Genomic DNA, 21,051 nt, shown 5'->3' with positions numbered 1-21,051 from the left:
GCTTAAACTTTTTTAGGGAACTAAAATTTAGGGATCAGGTTAGCTTTTGAAATGTTACTTAGAGCAAACTCTTCTTGTTGCCCTTCAACAGTAACCGCTATTGTCTCACCATCAACGCTGTGGATAGTACCTGCCCACTTGCGGCGGTTGGCAACAGCCATTTTCAATACGATGCTGACCTCGTGACCAATAAATTGCTCGTAATGTGCTGCTTTGAAAAGTGGTCTTTCTAAGCCTGGAGAAGAAACTTCTAGGCTGTAAGCAACAGAAATTGGATCTTCAACGTCTAATACTGCACTTACCTGATGGCTAACTTCTGCACAGGCATCTACATTGATGCCATTTTCATGGTCGATGTAAATACGTAACGTTGAGTGCGCACCCGCACGAATAAATTCTAATCCAACCAACTCGTAGCCTGATGCCTCTACTGGAGCTTCAAGCATTTCAGTAAGTTGTCTTTCTAAACCAGTCATTTTAACCACTCCAGAAACAAAAAAAGGGCTCAGAGCCCAATCAAAAAACCAAGCAGTATCTGAGCGATTATAAAAACTCAGATAACAAAAAACCCCGAAAGTCGGGGTTTTATGCTGCTGGACCCTGATACGTTAAGAATAGCCAAAAATGCTTTTCTTAACTCACAGTGTGGTTAGCACTGTGCAAACTTGCCAATCGCATCATTCTTTCCAATGAAAGAAGAGATTGGTTGCGGGGGCCGGATTTGAACCGACGACCTTCGGGTTATGAGCCCGACGAGCTACCAAGCTGCTCCACCCCGCGTCCGACTTGCTGAGCATTATACCCTCAAACAAGTGATTTACAAGTTTGTAAACTCATGGTGCCGAGAGAGGGACTCGAACCCTCACACCAAAGGCACTAGCACCTCATGCTAGCGTGTCTACCAATTTCACCATCTCGGCGCATAAACTTTTACAGCTTATTGAGGAATCCCATCACCAGTAGGTGCTGGAACTTCACTCGCTGCATCTTTAACTTGTTCTACAACTGGTTGACCTAATGTTGGGTCTACCCATTGTGACTCAGTCTTGTGCGTAGACATACGACCAAGTAACAAGCTAATGATAAAAAATACGGTTGCTAAAATAGCAGTTGTTCGGGTTAAGAAATTACCTGAGCCGCTTGCGCCAAACACTGTGTTTGAAGCACCTGCACCGAACGAGGCTCCCATATCTGCGCCTTTACCTTGTTGAATCAACACAAGGCCAATCACACCAAGCGCCGCCAACAGGTAAATCACAAGTAGAACTGAAAACATTTTTTCCACCTATGTTCCAAATTGTTGAGCCAGCGCCGTTCAAAAATAATATTTTCATTTTAGAACAAGGCTAGCGACCTCCTAACGGGAGGCGGAGCAATACTAGCGAAAGCCAGTAACGCTGACAAGGGAAAATTAGCAAAAAATCAGCACTAACGCATTAAGCGCTCAAAAAAAGGGCAAAAGTTGCCCTTTTCTCTCGCAAAAGGCATTAAAGCAATGATTAACAACTTGCTTTTACAGCTTCGGCAATCTTAAGCGCAGAGCTCTGAACAAGGTCTGCATCCTCACCTTCCACCATAACTCGGATCAATGGCTCTGTGCCCGACTTACGAAGCAATACACGGCCTTTATCGCCTAACTCCGCTTCAACCGCCGCTACAGAGTCTAGTACGGCTTGCTCTTCAAGTGGATTGTTATCACCAGCAAAACGGACATTCTCAAGCACTTGAGGGTAAAGTGTCATACCTTGAGACAAGTCATGCAACGACATATCACTACCAACTACAGACGCAATCACCTGCAGTGCTGCTACGATAGCATCACCCGTTGTTACTTTGTCTAGCAAGATAACGTGGCCAGAATTTTCCGCGCCAATTTTCCAGCCTTTAGCAAGCAGCTGTTCCATCACATAACGGTCACCCACTGCTGCACGCACAAATGGAATGCCTAATTGCTTCAAACCATTTTCCATGCCTAGGTTTGTCATTAGCGTACCAACGACACCACCTTTTAGCTCACCACGACGCAGTGCGTCACGTGCGATGATGTAAGCGATTTGGTCACCGTCGATCTTGTTACCTAAATGGTCAACCATAATGATACGGTCACCGTCACCATCGAACGCCAGACCAAGATGAGCTTGCTCTTCTACAACACGCTTTTGTAGCGCACGAACGTCAGTCGCGCCAACTTCAGCGTTGATGTTAGTACCGTTTGGCTCAACCCCCATAGCAACAACTTCTGCACCTAACTCTTTGAATACATTAGGAGCGATGTGGTAAGTCGCACCGTGTGCGCAGTCAACGACAATCTTAAGACTTGCTAGGCTAAGCTCTGATGGGAACGTGCTCTTACAGAATTCAATGTAACGACCAGCAGCATCATTTAGACGCGTAGCTTTACCGAGCTCAGCAGACTCAACACACTCGATGTCTTTGTCTAGCTCAGCTTCAATAGCAAGCTCGATATCATCTGGTAATTTAGTACCCTCAGACGAGAAGAACTTAATGCCGTTGTCGTAATAAGGGTTGTGTGAAGCAGAAATCACAATACCCGCTTCCGCACGGAAGGTTTGCGTTAGGTATGCCACAGCCGGTGTTGGCATCGGACCAGTAAAGGTCGCTTTTAATCCCGCAGCAGCAAGACCGGCTTCTAGCGCAGATTCAAGCATGTAGCCAGAGATACGCGTATCTTTACCGATGATCACTTTCTTAGTGCCTTGTTTTGCTAGTACACGACCAGCAGCCCAGCCAAGCTTAAGTACGAAATCAGGGGTAATTGGGTATTGTCCTACTTTCCCGCGCACACCGTCGGTACCAAAGTAACGTCTTTTATCAGACATAAAACTTTCCTTAATTCTTTTTTAGATATTATTTTTCGTCATCTCGACAATTTTCATTGCTTCAATGGTTTCTTCAAAATCATGAACTCGAATGATCTGTGCACCTTTCATCGCTGCTAAAGTAGCACAGACAACGCTTGCGTTAGCACACTCGCTCGCTGGCTTATCCAATAATTTAAAAATCATGGACTTACGCGACATTCCAGCCAATATAGGTAAACCAAAGTCATGAAACTTGTCGAGATGAGCAAGCATATGATAATTGTGTTCTATGGTTTTGCCAAAACCAAAACCAGGATCAAGAATAAGTTGTGACTTTTCGATCCCTACCGATTCGCACGCGGTAATACGTTCATGCAGAAATTCAGCCACATCACTCATCAAATCATCATAGTGAGGGTTAGCTTGCATGGTTCGAGGTTGCCCTTTCATGTGCATCAAACAGATTGGTAAGTTTGATGCAGCAGCCACCTCTAACGCTCCCGGCTCTTGAAGGGCACGAACATCATTAATGAGGTCTGCACCAGCCTCAATCGCTTGACGCATCACTTCTGCTTTACTGGTATCAACAGAAATCCAAACATCGTGCTTTTCACGGATAGCTTTGATCACAGGAACAACACGTTGCAACTCTTCCTCTAATGTAACGTCTGGCGCCCCTGGACGTGTCGATTCGCCACCGATATCAATAATGCTCACTCCAGCCTTAATCATTTTCTCAGCTTGGATTAAAGCAGAATCAAGATTATTGAACTTGCCACCATCAGAGAATGAATCCGGCGTGACATTGAGAATCGCCATCACGTGAGGATGGGATAGGTTGAGGGATTTATTGTTTGCTTTAATGATCATAGCTTTAATAATTACAACATAAACAAAAACCCCGAGCTTAACTCGGGGTTTCTTATCAAAGACTACTCTTTATTCAGAGTCTTTCTTTTCTGGCACTTCGCTTGAAGTCGCTTCTTGAGACGTTGATTGCTCTACTGGTTTAGTAGGCTCAACAGGCTTCTCTTCCGCTTTTACTTCAGGCTTCGCTTGAGGCTTATCGTCGTCTTCTGGTTTATTAGTAGGTTTATCACCCCAACCAGCAGGCTCACGAATGTCTGCTTTGCGTTCCATCAGGTCATCAATCTGGCCAGCATCAATGGTTTCATACTTCATTAGCGCATCTTTCATCGCATGCATGATATCCATGTTGTCTTCCAGAATTTGCTTCGCACGATCGTAGTTGCGGTCGATGATCTTACGGACTTCGTCATCGATAAGTTTCGCTGTATCATCAGACATGTGTTTAGTCTGTGTCACACTACGTCCAAGGAATACTTCGCCTTCGTCTTCTGCATAAAGAAGCGGACCTAATTTTTCAGAAAAACCCCACTGTGTCACCATCTTACGAGCAATATCTGTTGCACGTTCAATATCGTTTGATGCACCAGTTGATACTTTCTCTTTGCCGTAAATAAGTTCTTCAGCCAGTCGACCACCGTACAAACTAGAAATCATTGACTCAAGATGTTGACGGTTCATGCTTACGCGGTCTTGCTCTGGTAAGTACATTGTCACACCAAGCGCACGTCCACGTGGAATGATAGATACTTTATACACTGGATCATGTTCAGGCACGAGACGACCAACAATAGCATGACCAGCTTCGTGGTAAGCCGTAGACTCTTTTGTCTCTTCAGACATCACCATTGAACGGCGCTCTGCACCCATCATGATTTTGTCTTTTGCTAGTTCAAACTCAACCATAGATACATTGCGTTTGTTGCCGCGAGCAGCAAACAGTGCAGCTTCGTTGACCAAGTTAGCAAGATCAGCACCAGAGAAACCAGGCGTACCACGTGCAATGAGAGAAGGCTCTACATCGCCAGCAAGAGGCACTTTACGCATGTGTACTTTAAGAATCTGTTCACGACCACGTACATCAGGTAGACCAACCACAACTTGGCGGTCAAAACGACCTGGACGTAGCAACGCTGGGTCCAATACGTCAGGACGGTTAGTCGCAGCGATAACGATGATACCTTCGTTACCTTCAAAACCATCCATTTCTACTAGCATTTGGTTTAGTGTTTGTTCACGTTCATCGTGACCACCACCAACACCAGCACCACGCTGACGACCTACCGCATCGATCTCATCGATAAAGATGATACAAGGTGCCGCTTTCTTCGCTTGTTCGAACATGTCACGCACACGAGATGCACCAACACCAACAAACATTTCTACGAAATCAGAACCAGAGATAGTAAAGAACGGTACTTTCGCCTCACCTGCAATGGCTTTTGCTAATAGCGTTTTACCGGTACCAGGAGGACCAACCATTAGAACACCCGTTGGGATCTTACCGCCCAGTTTCTGGAAACGGCTCGGATCGCGCAGGTAATCCACCAGTTCTTTAACGTCTTCTTTTGCTTCATCACAGCCTGCGACGTCAGCAAAAGTCGTCTTGATTTGTTCTTCGCTCATCATACGAGCTTTACTCTTACCGAAGGACATTGCGCCTTTACCGCCGCCGCCTTGCATTTGACGCATGAAGAAAATCCACACACCAATCAGTAAGATCATTGGGAACCAAGAAATGAAGATAGTACCTAGTAAGCTCTGCTCTTCAGGAGGCGTACCTTGTACTTTTACATTCTGGTTAATTAGGTCATCTAGAAGCTTCTGATCATACACTGGCATGTAGGTGACCATTTTGGCACCACCGCCACGACGAACGAAACTAATCTCACCGTCTTTAAAAGTTGCTTCTTGAATCTGGCCTTGGCCAACTTCCTGTACAAACGTGGTGTAATCCACGGTTCTGCCATTGCTCTCTCCAGGGCCAAAGCTCTGGAATACCGACATCAACACGACAGCGATAACAAGCCACAGAATTAAATTTTTTGCCATGTCACTCAAGGTGTCAGCCTCTCGATAACTAATTGTAATTAAAGGTAGGGTACTACAGTTTATGACCTGTAGCTATAGTGTTAACCATGCTCTAAACGAGCGAAATAGTTAACCTTTGTAACCAGTGGCTACAACAAAGACTTCTCGTGAGCGAGCTCGCGATGAGTCTGGTTTTCTGATTTTTACGGCTTTAAACATGTTTCGGACTTCTTTAACGTACTCGTCGAAGCCTTCCCCCTGGAAAACCTTTACGACAAAGCTACCATTAGGTGCTAGAACTTGTCGACACATATCTAAAGCCAATTCAACTAAATACATAGCTCGCGGCTGATCTACTGAGTTGTTGCCTGCAATATTAGGCGCCATGTCAGACATTACTACGTCTACCATCGAAGGTTGGATTCTTTCCAACAACGCTTCTAATACTGCATCGTCACGAAAGTCACCTTGTAGGAAGCTTACACCAGCGATTGGATCCATTGGTAGCAAGTCACACGCAATGATTTGTCCTTCGTCACCTATTATCTTAGCAGCATATTGAGACCAACCACCCGGAGCTGCGCCTAAATCGACCACAGTCATGCCAGGTTTCAACAATTTATCTTTCGTTTGGATCTCATCAATTTTGAAGTAAGCACGAGAACGATAGCCTTTTTTACGAGCTTCGTTAGCGTATTTATCATCAAAGTGTTCTTTCAACCAACGACCAGAACTAGCCGAATGTTTTTGTTTACTCATTTTAATCCCAACAAGGCGCAAATAGGAGCTATTGTTTTAATAGGCTCAACCTATTACTCAATAAATTATAGTCTTCAGCAATAGATGGCGTTAAAATAGCTTTTTTCAACCCTTATTTTAAAGAAAATTGGCCGCGTAATGAACCTAAGCACCAAACAAAAGCAGCACCTTAAAGGCCTGGCTCACAGTTTAAAACCTGTTGTGCTAATGGGCGCAAATGGACTTACAGAAGCCGTGCTAGCAGAAATTGAAATCGCTCTAAACCATCACGAACTGATCAAAGTGAAAGTTGCATCAGAAGATCGTGAGACAAAACAGCTAATCATCGACGCTATCGTACGTGAGACGGGCGCTGAAAAAGTTCAGACTATTGGTAAAGTACTTGTGCTGTACCGCCAATCTGAAGAGCGTAAAATCGAAATTCCTCGTAAGTAATCCCAACTTACTCTATGGAAGAAGAAAAGGTCGCCAATGGCGACCTTTTTTGCATCTAGCGATAAGACATATCGAGTGATTACACGTATTCTACGCTGTCGATTTCGAAGTCTTTCGCACCACCAGGGGTTTGAATAACGACTTCGTCGCCTTCCATCTTACCAATCAAACCACGAGCGATTGGAGAACTAACAGAGATTCGACCAGCTTTAATATCCGCTTCGTCATCACCAACGATTTGGTAGGTCTTCTCTTCTTCTGTATCGCAATCGATCAGAGTGACGGTTGAACCAAAAATTACTTTGCCCGTGTTGTCCATCTTAGTTACGTCAATAACCTGAGCCACAGACAGTTTGTATTCGATGTCACGAATTTGTGCTTCACAGATTCCCTGCTCTTCACGAGCTGCGTGGTATTCCGCGTTTTCCTTCAAGTCACCAAGTTCGCGTGCTTCTGCGATTGCTTCTGAAATCTGTGGGCGAAGCTTTAGTAGACGTTCGAGTTCTGTGCGTAGTAATTGTTCGCCACGCATTGTCATTGGAACTTTTTCCATTATATAACCTCAAGGCCAAAGGTGTCTTTGGACAAAAAAAGCCCACCCAACCGAATGGTTAGGTAGTGCGTTCAAAGATTTGTTTCAGTTAGTTTAAACAAACTCCGATATGAAATCACCCTAATTCGATTTCATAGCGTGGCAGCTTAGGAAATGCAGAGCCACGAATTGTTTTTAGATTTAACTATCATCGCAATTTATTGAAAAACAACACTGTTCATTACATTAAAAACATCAAAAAAGATAAAAACAAATCAATGTCAGACCAATGTTAACCCCTCTATAATCATTAAAATACAGCAACTTACTTTAAAACCAACAACAATTGAACACTGTTCATTAGTTGGATTTATATCATTTTACTAACTCATAAGGAAACTTTAGCAGTAAAACATGTCCGGCAAGTTGTTACGTCATAGCTTTTTCGAATGTGGGCGATTCTCACGAGTGAAACTATACGCACTACAACAACTTGTGAGAGACAACCTCTCCCCCATAAAACAATGATTATGGACAGCTAACTAGGACAAATAAGATGAAAAAGACTCTAATTGCTCTTTCTGTATCTGCAGCAGCTATGGCAACTGGCGTTAACGCAGCTGAACTTTACAACCAAGACGGCACTTCTCTAGAAATGGGCGGCCGTGCTGAAGCGCGTCTATCTATGAAAGATGGCGACGTAGCGGACAACTCTCGCATCCGTCTAAACTTCCTTGGTACTCAAGCAATCAACGACAACCTATACGGTGTTGGTTTCTGGGAAGGTGAATTCACTACTGCTGAAGACGGCGGTGTAGACGGTAACAGCAATCTAGACACTCGTTACGCATACGCTGGTCTAGGCGGTGCTTTCGGTGAAGTTACTTACGGTAAAAACGACGGTGCACTAGGTGTTATCACTGACTTTACTGATATCATGGCTTACGCTGGTAACACAGCTGCTGACAAACTAGCTGCTGCTGACCGTTCAGACAACATGTTCTCTTACAAAGGCCAATTCGAGAACCTAGCTGTTAAAGCTAGCTACCGTTTTGCTGACCGTGTAGAAGAAAACGGCGCATACAAAGACAACGGCGAAGATGGTTACTCACTATCTGCAATCTACACTCTAGGCGACACTGGTCTTGACCTAGGTGCTGGTTACGCAGATCAAGCTGACGCTAACGAATACATGCTTGCTGCTTCTTACACAATGAGCGACCTATACTTCGCTGGTGTATTCACTGACGGCGAAAAAGAAGCTGACTTCAAAAACACTGTAGACTACACAGGTTACGAACTAGCGGGTGCTTACACTCTAGGTCAAACTGTATTCACTTCTACATACAACAACGCAGAGACAAACGGCGATACTTCAGCGAACAACTTCGCTATCGACGCGTCTTACTACTTCAAGCCTAACTTCCGTGGTTACGTATCGTACAACTTCAACCTAATTGATGCTGGCGATAAAATGGGTTCAACAGAGTCTGCTAACTACAAAGCGACTAAAGCTGACGCAGAAGACGAGCTAGCTCTAGGCCTACGTTACGACTTCTAATTCAGTCTTAAGACTTGAAGATAAAATGCTCGCACTATGCGGGCATTTTTTATATCCAGAATTCTGCAATTTTTCGGTATATACTCAATTGCATAACTAACCTCACGAAATGTCATTATGCGCTTACGTTGGTCTTTATTACTTTTTTCTAGTCTCGCCCCACTCACATCAATAGCCTACCCTCACCAAGAGGTCTTACCAGAAGGTTCGCGTGTCAGCTTGATTGCTGAAAAACTCAACGACCAAAGTGAGCTAACCGGTATTCATCCAACCGACCAGTATTTCCCGCCAGCTAGCACGCTAAAAGTCGTCACCGCCTTGGCTGCGAAACTTGAACTGGGAAACAACTTTGCTTTTCGCACTACCTTAGAAAGCTCTAGTTCGGACGCCGTCATTCATTTTTCTGGTGATCCAACGTTGCTGACTGGCGATCTCAAAAATCTACTGACTCGCGCAAAGAAAAACGGTTTAACACAAATCAAAGGCGATCTATGGCTCGATAATAGTGCCTTTACTGGATACAACCGCGCGGTCGGCTGGCCATGGGATATCCTAGGGGTTTGTTATAGCGCGCCAGCATCGGCGATCACTCTGAATGACAACTGTGTTCAAGCTTCCATCTACACCAAGAAAAACGGTTCAACGCGGGTTTATGTTCCTGAGCATCAGCCAATTAATGTCAGCACTAGTGTAAAAACCGTCTCTAGAAGCGTTCAAAAGAGCCGTCATTGCGATTTAGACCTAATTGCCAAGCCTGACAATCATTATGAACTTAACGGCTGCCTCGTTGACCGAGGGGACAAACCGTTACCTCTTAAATTTGCCGTGCAAGATCCAGAAAGTTACACCAGCAAAAAATTGGAGAAGTTGCTTAAACAAGTTGGAATCAGCTTGAAAGGCAATATCCGTATCGGCACGCCTCCAGAAAAGCAGCGTAAATTGCTCGCGATACATGAATCGAAGCCTTTACCTCAATTGTTGGATCAAATGCTTAAACGCTCTGATAACCTTATTGCCGATACACTAACCAAAACATTGGGCGCGAAGTTTTTTGTCCAGGCAGGAAGCTTCGCCAATGGCACAGAAGCGATCAAGCAAATTATTTTTGCCAATACTGGCGTCGATATCCGTAATGCAAGACTAGAAGATGGCTCTGGATTATCACGTAATAACCGAATCTCAGCAACCTCTATGGCAGCAATCCTGCGTTACATTTGGCAGCATGAAAAGGAACTCAACCTAATCGCCATTATGCCAAGGTCAGGTGAGTCTGGGACTTTGCAGTACCGCAAAAGTATGCGTAAAGCACCAATCAAAGGGCAGTTGATAGCAAAGAGTGGCTCGTTGTACGGGACTTACAATATGGCAGGGTATGGGTTAGATAAGAATGGTAAACCAAACACTGTGTTTGTTCAGTTTGTATCGGATTATTTCCCAGAAAAAAGGGACGATAACAAACCTGTCGTCGCCCCTATTACGCGTTTTGAGAAACTCTTCTATCAAGACATTATCAGCTTCAGTCAGGCAATGCCTAAGAAGTAGTTAACAACGGTAAAGTAAATCCACATACCTGAGATATCAACAATTGATGCTAAAACTGGGCTCACCAAAACGGCTGGGTCCAGTTTAAATGCTCGAGCAACAATAGGCAGTAGCCCACCTAATGTCGTCGAAATCGTCACCTGAATAAACAGAGCGACTGCAATAGCAAATGCGATGGTTTCAAGCTCAAAACCGCCCGTTGATTGATTACCGCTAAACAGCATAATTCTGCCAATCATCACGATAGAAATCGTAAACGCGATACATAAAGCGACGCGGCTTTCTTTCCAAAGCACGGCAAGCCATTGACGCTTCTTAAGCTCCCCAGTTGCAAGAGCTCGGATAACCAACGTAGCCGCCTGCGTTCCTGTATTACCACCAGCAGCAGCAATCACAGGCATGTATACAGCCAGCAAAACCAATTGGCTTAGTGTGTCCTCGTATTGAGCGATGATAAGTCCAGAGACAATACCAAGTAATGCAAGGGCAATGATCCAGCCAATGCGCTGCTTCACATGCTCGATAACACTCGTCGATAAATAACCGTCCGGTGTATCAACCTCTGACATATGCAGCCCCAGCTGGTGCGCATAATGTCTCGCTCGTTTGTCATATCCTGCTTGTTCCAGTTGAGCAATTAGGCTGTTCACATAACCAACCGAGCAGTGCTGTAAAATACCGACGGCTTCGTCGATAGGCATTACGGTCAATAAGTGTAGCTGTTGCTCCTGCTCATATTGCAGAAATGCATTACGAGCGGCACCAATTTCAACCTCTGAGAAGTTTGGTGTTGTTTCAATAAAAGTGTTGTTCATTACCGTCATGGCGAATCTCCCGATTGGCATTGGTAACGACCATCGACAACGCGCGCAAAAAGTTGTTCGCGCACTTGCTTTCTATATAAGAAAATCAAGATGCGTGAAGACATCAATGCAATTGCACTGTCTGTTCAGAATTAGTTGAAGGAAATAACAAGAAGGAAAAATAGAAAAGATGCCTTACCACTCAGGTAAGGCGGAGATCGCCAATACCGAAGCGGGTTACTTCGCTCCCTTAATCTTACTCACCCAGCAACTGGGAGGATGGTCGGTATTGTTCATGTAAATCTCCGATAAAGCTGCTCATTTTGCAGCGCGCGTATAGTAACAAAGTTCATCTGTTTTTACAGTCAATGTCACACGATTTCACCAAATTTTAATACAAAAAAAGCGCCGATTAGGCGCTTTCATTTTGAGCAGTTATTGATTACTTAATAGTAATACGTGCAAATTTGCGTTTACCAACTTGGAATACGTAAGTTCCGGCTTCTGGCGCAAACTTCGCATCAGCAACTTTCTCACCTTCAATCTTCGCTGCGCCTTGTTTAACCATACGCATAGCTTCAGAAGTTGAAGCACATAGACCCGCTTCTTTCAGTAGGTTTGCTACTGGCGTGCCCGCGTCAAAATCAAACTCTGGCATTTCGTCAGGAATTTGGTTCTTAGCAAAACGGTTAACGAACTCTTGCTCTGCTGCATCAGCGTCCGCTTCACAGTGGAAACGTGCGATGATTTCTTTTGCTAGCAGCACTTTGATATCACGTGGGTTTTTACCAGATTCAACATCCGACTTGAACTGTGCGATCTCTTCCAGAGGACGGAAAGACAGTAGCTCATAGTAGCTCCACATTAGATCGTCAGAGATAGACATGATCTTACCAAACATTTCACTTGGTGCTTCGCTAATACCAATGTAGTTACCAGAAGATTTAGACATCTTCTTCTCACCGTCTAGACCAACAAGCAGTGGCATCATTAATACCACTTGTGGCTTTTGACCGTGAGATTTTTGCAGTTCACGACCCATTAGTAGGTTGAACTTCTGGTCAGTACCACCAAGCTCAACGTCTGTTTCCATTGCTACTGAGTCCCAACCTTGCAGTAGTGGGTACATAAACTCATGAATAGCGATTGGCTGACCACCTGCGTAACGCTTTTTAAAATCGTCACGTTCTAGCATACGTGCAACCGTTTGGTTTGCCGCTAGACGAATCATACCCTCGGCACCAAGCTCAGATAGCCACTCAGAGTTGAACTGAATCTTAGTCTTAGCCGGATCAAGAATCTTAAATACTTGCTCTTTGTATGTCTCTGCATTGCGCAATACGTCTTCACGGCTTAGTGGTGGACGCGTTGTGTTCTTACCTGTTGGGTCGCCAACCATTGCAGTGAAGTCACCGATTAGGAACGTCACTTCATGACCTAGCTCTTGGAACAAGCGAAGCTTATTGAAAATAACCGTATGGCCTAGGTGGATGTCAGGTGCTGTTGGATCGGCACCGAGTTTAATACGTAGAGGACGGCCTTCTTTTAGTTTCGCGATCAGCTCTTCTTCTGGAATCAGCTCTTCAACACCGCGCTTAATCTCGGCTAATGCAGCTTCAATGCTCGCCATTCTTGTTCACTCCCACAGATTTGGCAAAAATATAATAGCTGAACATCTTACTTGAATAGCGATGCATTTTGAAACACGTTAGACTAGGTAGTTGTCAATTTTTACGTTTAATTTAGCAATCAAGTACCTTATGCATTCGATTTTTGTCAGACTCCCACTCTTGCACAAAGTATTGATCGGCTTTTTTAGTGCCCTCATCATCTTTGCACTATTCTTTTTGCCTGATCCGCAAGACCTCGACCCGCAGCAAAGCCGACTCAAAGTTGGTGAGCACTATTCGGTACCGATTTCTGTAGAATCTCCCGAGCGCAGCGCCTCTTCTAATCTTCCTTCTGTTTTGCGTTGGGAAACCTATAAAGTCAAAAATGGCGAAAGCGCTGCCGTCCTGTTTAATCGCGTAGGGCTCTCCCCTCGTCTTCTTCACGAACTCATCACTTCAGATAAAGAGATCAAAGCGCAGCTTACTCGGCTTCGTCCCGGAGACCGATTGCAATTTGGCTTTGATGAAAATAACGATTTTATACAGCTAAAACGTACATTGAATGCTTTTGAAACTTTTCGTATCAAGTTGCAGGGAAGTAAATACGTCTCTGAAGTCGACAAAAAAGAAGTCGACTATCAATACAACTACGCCGAAGCAACGATTAAATCTAACTTCTGGAATGCTGGTATTTCATCGGGATTGAATGCAAATCAAATCATGGAGCTGGCGGGAATCTTTGGTTGGGATATCGACTTTGCGCTGGATATTCGTAAAAACGACACCTTCCGAGTGCTTTATCAAGAAGAAGTTGTAGAAGGTGAAGTCATTGGTCGTGGCAAAATTATCGCTGCAGTATTTAAAAACCAAGGTGATACCTTTACGGCGATTTTGGATGAAAAGAGTGGCAAGTATTACGATGAAAATGGTCGAGCAATGAAAAAGGCCTTCTTACGTGCACCTTTGGATTTCCGCCGTGTAACCTCAAACTTCAACCCTCGTCGCCTTCACCCAGTAACCGGGAAAGTTCGCCCTCACCGTGGTACAGACTATGCAGCTCCAGTTGGTACCCCAATTTGGGCTGCGGGTAACGGCGTAGTGCTTAAGTCGGCTTACAACAAATTCAATGGTAACTACGTCTTCATTAAACACAGCAATACCTATGTGACTAAGTACTTACACTTAACCAAACGAATGGTGAAGACAGGTCAACGTGTTAAACAAGGACAAACGATTGGTACTCTAGGTGGTACTGGACGAGTAACCGGACCTCACCTGCATTATGAGTTCTTAGTAAACGGCGTACACAAGAACGCAAGAACGGTAAAATTGCCGCAATCGAAATCTTTGACGGGGAAAGCGAAGCAAACCTTTATGGCTAACGCGAAAACCAGCATGGCGAAGCTTGACCGTTACAGTAAGTTACTCGCGATGAAATAATGTTGAGTGATGCGAGTAAAAATTGAATCACCAAGAGGCAGCCTAGGCTGCCTCTTTTGTTTCTGTTTGAGAATCATCAATATTATGCTCACGTCCAAGCATTAACAGGCAAGGCGTTAAAACCAAAGTCAGCACGGTCGCAAATGCCAAGCCACCAGCAACCGCGGTTGCTAATTGCGACCACCACTGGGTACTTGGTGCGCCAAATTCAACTTTTTGATTCACCAAATCGATGTTCATTTCTAACACCATTGGCAACAAACCTAATATGGTCGTCACTGTGGTAAGCAACACAGGGCGCAAGCGCTGAACCCCAGTCCGTAATATCGCGTCCGACTTTTCTAGACCACGTTTACGCATTTGGTTATAGGTGTCGATCAAGACGATGTTGTTGTTGACGACAATGCCCGCTAACGCAATAACACCAATACCTGACATGATAATACCGAACGGTTTTTGGAAGATAAGCAAACCGGCAAACACACCAACCGTAGAGAACAGCACAGCACTTAAAATCAAAAATGCTTGGTAGAAGCTGTTGAATTGAGTAATCAGGATCAAAGCCATCACACCTAGTGCAACCATGAAAGCACTTTGTAAAAACGCAGAAGAGTTTTCTTGCTCCTCGTTTTGACCGCGAATTTTAAACTCAATCCCCGCTGGCAAACCAAGCTGCTGAACCTCTTCAGTAATTTTAGGTAACTCTAACGTGAGGTTATAACCTTCGACCATATCAGCTTGAATGTTGATCACTCGGCGACCGTCGACACGACGAATCGTATCCTGCTTGTGATCAGGCTTAATTTGAGCGAAGTTCGTGATCGGCACCAAACCCGCAGCCGTTTTTACACGTAATTGGTCAAACCGACCGATATCACGTTTATCCTGCGGATAACGCACTAATATATCGACTTCTTCATCGGCATCATCGGGAAGATAATCACCAATCTTCAAACCGTTAGTCACAAACTGGACAGTATTACCAACCAAAGTCGCATCAGCGGCAAAGCGAGAAGCATCGTCCCTGCGAATATCAATCTGCCAGTCAATTCCCTCTTTATTAGTGGTATCACTCAAGTTAGTTAAAGCGGGATTACGATCAGCCCAGTAACGAACCATCTTGGCCGCACTGTCTAACTGGTCAATGCTTGAGTTTTGTGCCGACATTTCAATGACGAGATCATGCTCTACTGGCGGACCAGCATCGGGGAATTTGTATTCCAACTCTACGCCTGAGAATTGATTAGTAGTCTGTTTGAGCTCTTCAATGATGTCTTTCACTTTGCGACGATATTGCCAATCGACAGGCGTAATCTGAATCTGACCAATCTCATCACCATCATTTGAATCCGTTCCGGTACGCGTATAGACACTTTCAAACTCATCGTGTCCTAGCATGACTTTTTCGATCTCTTTCATCACGACGTCTTTTTCGTTGATCGATAAATCACCGTAAGAACGGACCTTGACGGTAAAGAAAGCAGGATCTACCTCCGGAAAAAATTCCGCACCTAAGCCAGCTTTGCTGTAAGTAAAACCGACTCCACCCGCAAGCAATATCGCACTGAGTAACACTTTAAGTGGGTGCTTAATCGCAATCGACAACGTACGATAGTAAAGCTTTGTAATGCCCGTCGCTTTCTCAAACTCTCCGTTGTGCAAGTCAACCATCTCTTGCTGGCTTTTCTGGTTAACAGCTTGAGGCTTACCAATGATTCCGCCTATAACCGGCACAAACAACAACGCCATTACAAGAGAAGCAGTCAAGGTGGCAATTAAGGTTAATGGTAAATACTTCATGAACTCGCCAGTAATATCTGGCCAAAAGAGTAATGGAGCAAATGCGGCGAGAGTGGTGGCCGTAGAGGCTGTAATCGGCCATGCCATACGTTTTGCAGCATCACGATAGGCTTCTTTACGTGGTATACCCTCTTGCATCCGCCTATCGGCAAACTCTGTCACGACAATAGCCCCATCAACGAGCATGCCGACTGCCATGATGAGAGCAAACAACACAACAATGTTGACCGTTAAGCCAAATACCGACAGAACTAATAACCCCGTAAGGAAAGAACCCGGAATAGAGATCCCAACAAGCAACGCCGTTCGAACCCCAAGAATTGCAATGATAACAATCACCACAAGAATGATTGCCGAGAGAATGTTGTTTTGCAGATCGTTGAGCATCAGTTTGACGTCATCAGACTGATCCCACGTGTATTTGACTTGTAGGTTATTCGGCCACTCTGAACGCTTTTGTGCCTCGAGCATTACTTGTTTGACTAACTCAACCGTCTCAATGATGTTTTCACCCGCGCGCTTTTTGACGTTGAGAACAACAGCAGGATTACCATCTAAACGAGCAAAACTTTCTGGATCTCGAAACGCGCGACGCACAGTGGCGACATCTCCAAAGGTAATCACCTCTTTGCCATTAACTTTAATTGGCAACTCTAAGACGTCTTTTAAAGAATCAAAAACAGAAGGGACTTTAACTGAGAATCGTCCGTACCCCGTGTCGACAAAACCTGCTGCAACGACACGGTTGTTTAACGCGATCAAGTTGTAGATATCCGCTTGATCCAAACCGTAGCTTTCCATCAGCAATGGATCGACGACGATCTCTACAATGTCCTCCCGATCTCCCGCAATATCCACTTCCAAGACTTGGCGATAGCTTTCTAATTTATCGCGAAGTACACGGGCAATTTGTACGGTTGTACGTTCTGGTACAGTCCCGTAAAGCACAACCGTAAGTACTGGTTCTTCAGAGGCAAATGTGACTTCATTTACGGTCGGTTCATCGCTATCTTCTGGCAACTTCGGCTTAGCTAGATCGACAGCATCACGCACATCGGCCATTGCTTCAGCAAGATCGACGCCTACACTGAACTCTAACGTCACAGAGGCATGACCTTCCGAGGCAACGGCAGTCATCTCTTTTACCCCTTCAATGGAGCGTAATTCTTGTTCTATTGGCCGTACCAACAAACGCTCAGCATCAGTTGGAGAAATGCCTTGGTGACCTACCGAAACATAGATAATAGGGATGGTGATATCAGGACTGGATTCTTTTGGGATCGTAATGTAAGTGATAACACCCGCAATCAGGATCATGACTAAGAGTGTTAGCATCGTACGTGCACGCGACAGCGCAGCATCAATCAAAGCAAACATATCGCCTCCTTACTGCTGATTCGCGGCTTTAATGGCGTCAGCCACCTTCGTCGCCATCACTAAGTCACCATCACGAGCGAAACCTTGCCCTAACACGATAATGTCAACTTGATCACCTAAGCCAGACAGCCAAACACCATCTTTCTCTGCTTTAACCAATTGGATCGGTACAAAGTGAACATGTTGATCACGCAAGGTCTTAATGCCAAGGTTTCCTTCTTCATCAAGCGCTAACATAGCTGCTGTGACTTTGATCGCGAGAACCTCGCTCAAAGACAGAACCACTTCGGCACTTATCCCTGCTGGCATTGCGATTTCATCGTTCTTGATTTCAATTTCAACCGGAAAAGTATTGGTGGAAGTTGAAGAAACTCTTCCAATGTACCGAATGGTACCTTGGTGATGAACATTATTGATGGTGCGAACGTCTGCTTTCTGACCTTCTTTTAGGTATTGGATATGACGCTCACTGACATCCGCTTCAATCACCAGTTTTTCTAGATCGATCACGGTCGCTATTGGGTCTCCAACGCCAACGAAGTCCCCTATTTCTACAAATTTGTGATCAAGAATGCCATCAAACGGCGCTCTTACTTTAGTATTTCTAAGCGCTGTTTCGACATTACTTAAGTTAGCCCTAGCATCAACTAATGCGGCTTGCGCCGTCGCGAAAGCCACCTCCCCTTGTAAGCCACGAATTTTTAAAGATTCCGCCGCTTTAAATTCTTTTTCTTTTACGCGCAGCATCGCCTTGGCACGTTTAAGTTGAATATCGAGGTCACGCTCATCAATATTGGCAATAACTTGGCCTCGTTTAACACTTTGGCCTTTATTTACGTTAAGACGAATGATTTTTCCGGCCACTTCTGCGCCGAGACGAGCTTGGCGATTTGGCGCGGTGCGACCATACAGTTCAATGGTTTTGCTGGTTGGTTGGGCGGTAAAAGAGTTGAACATCACCTTAGCAACAGGCGTGTCTTCAGATTGAGAGTTTGAAGGAGAAACCGTTTCGTCTTGTGCTTTGAGTTGACCCATTGCGAGCCAAGCAGCTAAAGCGATCACAAGCGTTAGAGAGACTAGCCATGGACGCTCTACAATACGACGCCCAAAAGAAGATCCAGACATACAAAGTCCTTTTTATTTTTAGCTCTCAGCTCTCTTTGGAACCGGGAGTGCGTTTACGTGACTTCCTGCTACGTAAAACTCAGGCAGCCAATTGGCTGCCTGTTGTCGTGTTAATTACACGCTGAACGATGCACCACAACCACACGTTGTTGTTGCATTTGGGTTATTAACGAAGAAGCGTGCTCCCTCCAAACCTTCAGTGTAATCAACCACGCCACCGATTAGGTATTGCAGGCTCATTGGGTCTACAACCAGTGTTACGCCACTGTTTACGATTGTTGTGTCGCCTTCATTTACGTTTTCATCAAATGTGAAGCCGTATTGGAAACCACTACAGCCGCCACCAGTAATGTATACGCGTAATTTCAGCGCTGGGTTTTCTTCTTCCGCAATCAACGTTTGAACGCGAGATGCCGCGGCATCAGAAAAAGATAATGGTACGTTTACTTCGCTCACGAAGACCTCTCTCACTCGTGTAATGCGTCAAGCCTGAAGCAAGACGTCAAATTTGTGCTAATTAGAGCGATTATCCAATACCTGACCAACTCGTTCAAGTATTCACCGCCGATTCTTTATATCCGATGCTGATATGTAAGATTACAACGCCAGACTACACATAAATTACCCAAAACGTTTCTAACTTGAGTTTAGCTAGGTACAATGCGCTCCACTTGGTCCGAGCAATCAAAAGAGGATAACCCCATGACCAAATCATCAGAGCTATATCAAAAGGCTCAGCAAACCATTCCTGGCGGTGTGAACTCACCAGTTCGTGCATTCAACGGCGTTGGCGGTTCTCCGCTATTTATCGAACGAGCAGACGGTGCCCTGATTTTTGATGCCGATGGTAAAGCGTACATTGATTACGTTGGCTCTTGGGGTCCTATGATTCTAGGTCATAACCACGCAGTAATCCGTGAAGCGGTTATCGATGCAGCACAACGCGGTCTAAGTTTCGGTGCGCCAACTGAGATGGAAATTGCGATGGCTGAGCTTGTATCTGAGCTAGTGCCATCAATGGAACAAATCCGCATGGTGAGCTCTGGTACAGAAGCGACCATGAGTGCTATCCGTCTTGCTCGTGGCTTCACTGGTCGTGACAAGATCATGAAATTTGAAGGTTGTTACCACGGTCACGCTGACAGCTTGCTAGTCAAAGCGGGCTCTGGTGCACTAACACTGGGCCAACCAAGCTCTCCTGGCGTTCCTGCTGACTTTGCTAAGCACACACTAACGGCAACATTTAACGATTTAGATTCAGTCCGTGAACTGTTCGCTGCAAACAAAGGCGAAATCGCTTGTATCATCGTTGAGCCAGTTGCGGGCAACATGAACTGTATTCCACCAGTAGAAGGCTTCCATGAAGGTCTGCGCGAAATCTGTGACCAAGAAGGTGCACTACTGATTTTTGATGAAGTAATGACAGGTTTCCGTGTTGCTCTTGGTGGCGCGCAAGCACACTACAACATCAAACCAGACCTAACAACACTGGGTAAAGTTATCGGTGGTGGTATGCCAGTGGGCGCTTTTGGTGGTCGTAAAGAAGTCATGCAATACGTAGCGCCAACAGGTCCTGTTTACCAAGCGGGCACGCTTTCTGGTAACCCAGTTGCAATGGCAGCAGGCTTTGCATGTTTGAACCTTCTAAAAGAAGAAGGAAACGAAAAGCGCCTAGCAGCGAAAACTAAGCAACTTGCACAAGGCTTCAAAGAACTTGCCGACAAACACGGCGTGCCATTGGTAGTAAACCAAGTTGGCGGCATGTTTGGCTTCTTCTTTACAGAGCAAGACAGCATCACTTGCTACGAAGACGTAACTAAGTGTGATGTAGAACGCTTTAAACGCTTCTTCCACCTAATGCTGAAACACGGCGTATACCTAGCGCCATCGGCATTCGAAGCAAGCTTCACTTCTCTTGCACACGGTTCAAAAGAAATCGATGCAACATTAGAAGCGGCAGATCGCTGTTTTGCAATTCTGGCAGAAGAAGCGAAGTAAGCTTTTTCCCAGAACATCAATACTAAAAAGGACCTTCACGGTCCTTTTTTATTGCCTGCATTACGCTTGCCAGTTAAAAATCACTAAGATAGCTAACACGCCAAGAACGATACCAAACCACGGAATACGCTTAGTTTTCTTTTCACTCTGACACTTCTTGTCACCGTTACAACAACCCATTTTTCCATCTCTTGATTGATAACCGCCTGATTTGTGGTCATTATAACAAGGTCCATTGCCCTTCCAAATTCAGCTATGTCATAAGGCTGAAAGAATCGTCGGGGCAAAGTAATATAGATTCAGCGTCATTGCTAAAGACGTTGTTCGTAAAAGTCATCCGTAAGTTGGA

The 21,051-nt window shown here is 44.9% G+C and carries 17 protein-coding genes and 2 tRNA genes; 5 read left to right on the top strand and 14 right to left on the bottom strand.

Annotated elements, in window-relative coordinates; genetic code table 11:
- Positions 1 to 20: 20 nt before the first annotated feature.
- From rimP to rlmE, 8 genes are all read right to left on the bottom strand, one after another.
- Entirely contained in the window at positions 21 to 476 is a 456-nt protein-coding gene (rimP, locus tag C1S74_RS14285; protein ID WP_038865875.1) for a ribosome maturation factor RimP, read from the bottom strand.
- A gap of 227 nt (positions 477 to 703) precedes the next feature.
- Positions 704 to 780, bottom strand: a tRNA-Met gene (locus C1S74_RS14280).
- 56 nt (positions 781 to 836) lie between these two features.
- A tRNA-Leu gene (locus C1S74_RS14275) sits at positions 837 to 920 on the bottom strand.
- 17 nt (positions 921 to 937) lie between these two features.
- Positions 938 to 1,276 carry a preprotein translocase subunit SecG gene (gene secG, locus C1S74_RS14270; protein ID WP_045403846.1) on the bottom strand — a complete coding sequence of 113 codons (339 nt, stop codon included), beginning with the start codon at positions 1,274 to 1,276 and terminating at the stop codon, positions 938 to 940.
- Positions 1,277 to 1,499: 223 nt separating this feature from the next.
- Complete coding sequence (glmM, locus tag C1S74_RS14265) at positions 1,500 to 2,840, bottom strand: phosphoglucosamine mutase (protein WP_045403844.1); 1,341 nt, start codon at positions 2,838 to 2,840, stop codon at positions 1,500 to 1,502.
- 21 nt (positions 2,841 to 2,861) lie between these two features.
- Positions 2,862 to 3,692 (bottom strand): dihydropteroate synthase, encoded by an 831-nt coding sequence (gene folP, locus C1S74_RS14260; protein WP_045403842.1) that lies wholly within the window; start codon positions 3,690 to 3,692, stop codon positions 2,862 to 2,864.
- 69 nt (positions 3,693 to 3,761) lie between these two features.
- On the bottom strand, positions 3,762 to 5,741 hold the full coding sequence (gene ftsH, locus C1S74_RS14255; protein WP_045403840.1) for an ATP-dependent zinc metalloprotease FtsH: 1,980 nt from the start codon (positions 5,739 to 5,741) through the stop codon (positions 3,762 to 3,764).
- Positions 5,742 to 5,849: 108 nt separating this feature from the next.
- Positions 5,850 to 6,479, bottom strand: coding sequence for a 23S rRNA (uridine(2552)-2'-O)-methyltransferase RlmE (gene rlmE / locus C1S74_RS14250; RefSeq protein WP_045403838.1), 630 nt, complete (start codon positions 6,477 to 6,479; stop codon positions 5,850 to 5,852).
- Positions 6,480 to 6,617: 138 nt separating this feature from the next.
- Here rlmE and yhbY point away from each other — a divergent pair, with 138 nt between their 5' ends.
- A complete protein-coding gene (gene yhbY, locus C1S74_RS14245) occupies positions 6,618 to 6,914 on the top strand; it encodes a ribosome assembly RNA-binding protein YhbY (RefSeq protein ID WP_005380066.1) in 297 nt (98 codons plus the stop codon).
- Between the two features lie 79 nt (positions 6,915 to 6,993).
- Here the strand turns inward: yhbY and greA are convergent, their stop codons facing one another.
- The gene (gene greA, locus C1S74_RS14240) at positions 6,994 to 7,467 is read right to left on the bottom strand and encodes a transcription elongation factor GreA (RefSeq protein WP_045403837.1); all 474 of its coding nucleotides are present in this window, start codon (positions 7,465 to 7,467) and stop codon (positions 6,994 to 6,996) included.
- Positions 7,468 to 8,002: 535 nt separating this feature from the next.
- Here greA and C1S74_RS14235 point away from each other — a divergent pair.
- Both C1S74_RS14235 and dacB read left to right on the top strand, forming a co-directional pair.
- A complete protein-coding gene (locus tag C1S74_RS14235; RefSeq protein ID WP_045403835.1) occupies positions 8,003 to 9,007 on the top strand; it encodes a porin in 1,005 nt (334 codons plus the stop codon).
- A gap of 117 nt (positions 9,008 to 9,124) precedes the next feature.
- The gene (gene dacB, locus C1S74_RS14230; protein WP_045403833.1) at positions 9,125 to 10,549 is read left to right on the top strand and encodes a serine-type D-Ala-D-Ala carboxypeptidase; all 1,425 of its coding nucleotides are present in this window, start codon (positions 9,125 to 9,127) and stop codon (positions 10,547 to 10,549) included.
- Here the strand turns inward: dacB and C1S74_RS14225 are convergent.
- Positions 10,528 to 11,373 carry a magnesium transporter gene (locus C1S74_RS14225; protein ID WP_045403832.1) on the bottom strand — a complete coding sequence of 282 codons (846 nt, stop codon included), beginning with the start codon at positions 11,371 to 11,373 and terminating at the stop codon, positions 10,528 to 10,530. The two genes, dacB and C1S74_RS14225, sit on opposite strands and share 22 nt — an antisense overlap.
- A 421-nt stretch (positions 11,374 to 11,794) precedes the next feature.
- A complete protein-coding gene (tyrS, locus tag C1S74_RS14220; RefSeq protein ID WP_045403831.1) occupies positions 11,795 to 12,982 on the bottom strand; it encodes a tyrosine--tRNA ligase in 1,188 nt (395 codons plus the stop codon).
- A 130-nt stretch (positions 12,983 to 13,112) separates the two neighbouring features.
- Here tyrS and shyC point away from each other — a divergent pair, with 130 nt between their 5' ends.
- On the top strand, positions 13,113 to 14,402 hold the full coding sequence (gene shyC, locus C1S74_RS14215; protein WP_045403830.1) for a peptidoglycan DD-endopeptidase ShyC: 1,290 nt from the start codon (positions 13,113 to 13,115) through the stop codon (positions 14,400 to 14,402).
- Positions 14,403 to 14,444: 42 nt separating this feature from the next.
- Here the strand turns inward: shyC and C1S74_RS14210 are convergent, their stop codons facing one another.
- From C1S74_RS14210 to erpA, 3 genes are all read right to left on the bottom strand, one after another.
- Entirely contained in the window at positions 14,445 to 17,579 is a 3,135-nt protein-coding gene (locus tag C1S74_RS14210) for an efflux RND transporter permease subunit (protein WP_045403829.1), read from the bottom strand.
- Positions 17,580 to 17,588: 9 nt separating this feature from the next.
- Entirely contained in the window at positions 17,589 to 18,704 is a 1,116-nt protein-coding gene (locus tag C1S74_RS14205; RefSeq protein WP_045403828.1) for an efflux RND transporter periplasmic adaptor subunit, read from the bottom strand.
- 114 nt (positions 18,705 to 18,818) lie between these two features.
- Positions 18,819 to 19,160 carry an iron-sulfur cluster insertion protein ErpA gene (gene erpA, locus C1S74_RS14200; protein ID WP_005439421.1) on the bottom strand — a complete coding sequence of 114 codons (342 nt, stop codon included), beginning with the start codon at positions 19,158 to 19,160 and terminating at the stop codon, positions 18,819 to 18,821.
- A 246-nt stretch (positions 19,161 to 19,406) separates the two neighbouring features.
- On the opposite strand from erpA, the gene hemL reads away from it, so the two are divergent.
- Complete coding sequence (hemL, locus tag C1S74_RS14195) at positions 19,407 to 20,702, top strand: glutamate-1-semialdehyde 2,1-aminomutase (RefSeq protein ID WP_045403827.1); 1,296 nt, start codon at positions 19,407 to 19,409, stop codon at positions 20,700 to 20,702.
- The last annotated feature ends 349 nt before the right edge of the window (positions 20,703 to 21,051 follow it).

Source organism: Vibrio hyugaensis (genome assembly GCF_002906655.1).
Classification (GTDB): Bacteria; Pseudomonadota; Gammaproteobacteria; order Enterobacterales; family Vibrionaceae; genus Vibrio; species Vibrio hyugaensis.
This window is presented reverse-complemented; position numbering and strand designations above follow the sequence as displayed.

Coding starts and splice junctions, on each gene's coding strand:
- rimP (WP_038865875.1), bottom strand. CDS start 476: ATGACTGGTTTAGAAAGACAACTTACTGAAATGCTTGAAGCTCCAGTA.
- secG (WP_045403846.1), bottom strand. CDS start 1,276: ATGTTTTCAGTTCTACTTGTGATTTACCTGTTGGCGGCGCTTGGTGTG.
- glmM (WP_045403844.1), bottom strand. CDS start 2,840: ATGTCTGATAAAAGACGTTACTTTGGTACCGACGGTGTGCGCGGGAAA.
- folP (WP_045403842.1), bottom strand. CDS start 3,692: ATGATCATTAAAGCAAACAATAAATCCCTCAACCTATCCCATCCTCAC.
- ftsH (WP_045403840.1), bottom strand. CDS start 5,741: ATGGCAAAAAATTTAATTCTGTGGCTTGTTATCGCTGTCGTGTTGATG.
- rlmE (WP_045403838.1), bottom strand. CDS start 6,479: ATGAGTAAACAAAAACATTCGGCTAGTTCTGGTCGTTGGTTGAAAGAA.
- yhbY (WP_005380066.1), top strand. CDS start 6,618: ATGAACCTAAGCACCAAACAAAAGCAGCACCTTAAAGGCCTGGCTCAC.
- greA (WP_045403837.1), bottom strand. CDS start 7,467: ATGGAAAAAGTTCCAATGACAATGCGTGGCGAACAATTACTACGCACA.
- C1S74_RS14235 (WP_045403835.1), top strand. CDS start 8,003: ATGAAAAAGACTCTAATTGCTCTTTCTGTATCTGCAGCAGCTATGGCA.
- dacB (WP_045403833.1), top strand. CDS start 9,125: ATGCGCTTACGTTGGTCTTTATTACTTTTTTCTAGTCTCGCCCCACTC.
- C1S74_RS14225 (WP_045403832.1), bottom strand. CDS start 11,373: ATGACGGTAATGAACAACACTTTTATTGAAACAACACCAAACTTCTCA.
- tyrS (WP_045403831.1), bottom strand. CDS start 12,982: ATGGCGAGCATTGAAGCTGCATTAGCCGAGATTAAGCGCGGTGTTGAA.
- shyC (WP_045403830.1), top strand. CDS start 13,113: ATGCATTCGATTTTTGTCAGACTCCCACTCTTGCACAAAGTATTGATC.
- C1S74_RS14210 (WP_045403829.1), bottom strand. CDS start 17,579: ATGTTTGCTTTGATTGATGCTGCGCTGTCGCGTGCACGTACGATGCTA.
- C1S74_RS14205 (WP_045403828.1), bottom strand. CDS start 18,704: ATGTCTGGATCTTCTTTTGGGCGTCGTATTGTAGAGCGTCCATGGCTA.
- hemL (WP_045403827.1), top strand. CDS start 19,407: ATGACCAAATCATCAGAGCTATATCAAAAGGCTCAGCAAACCATTCCT.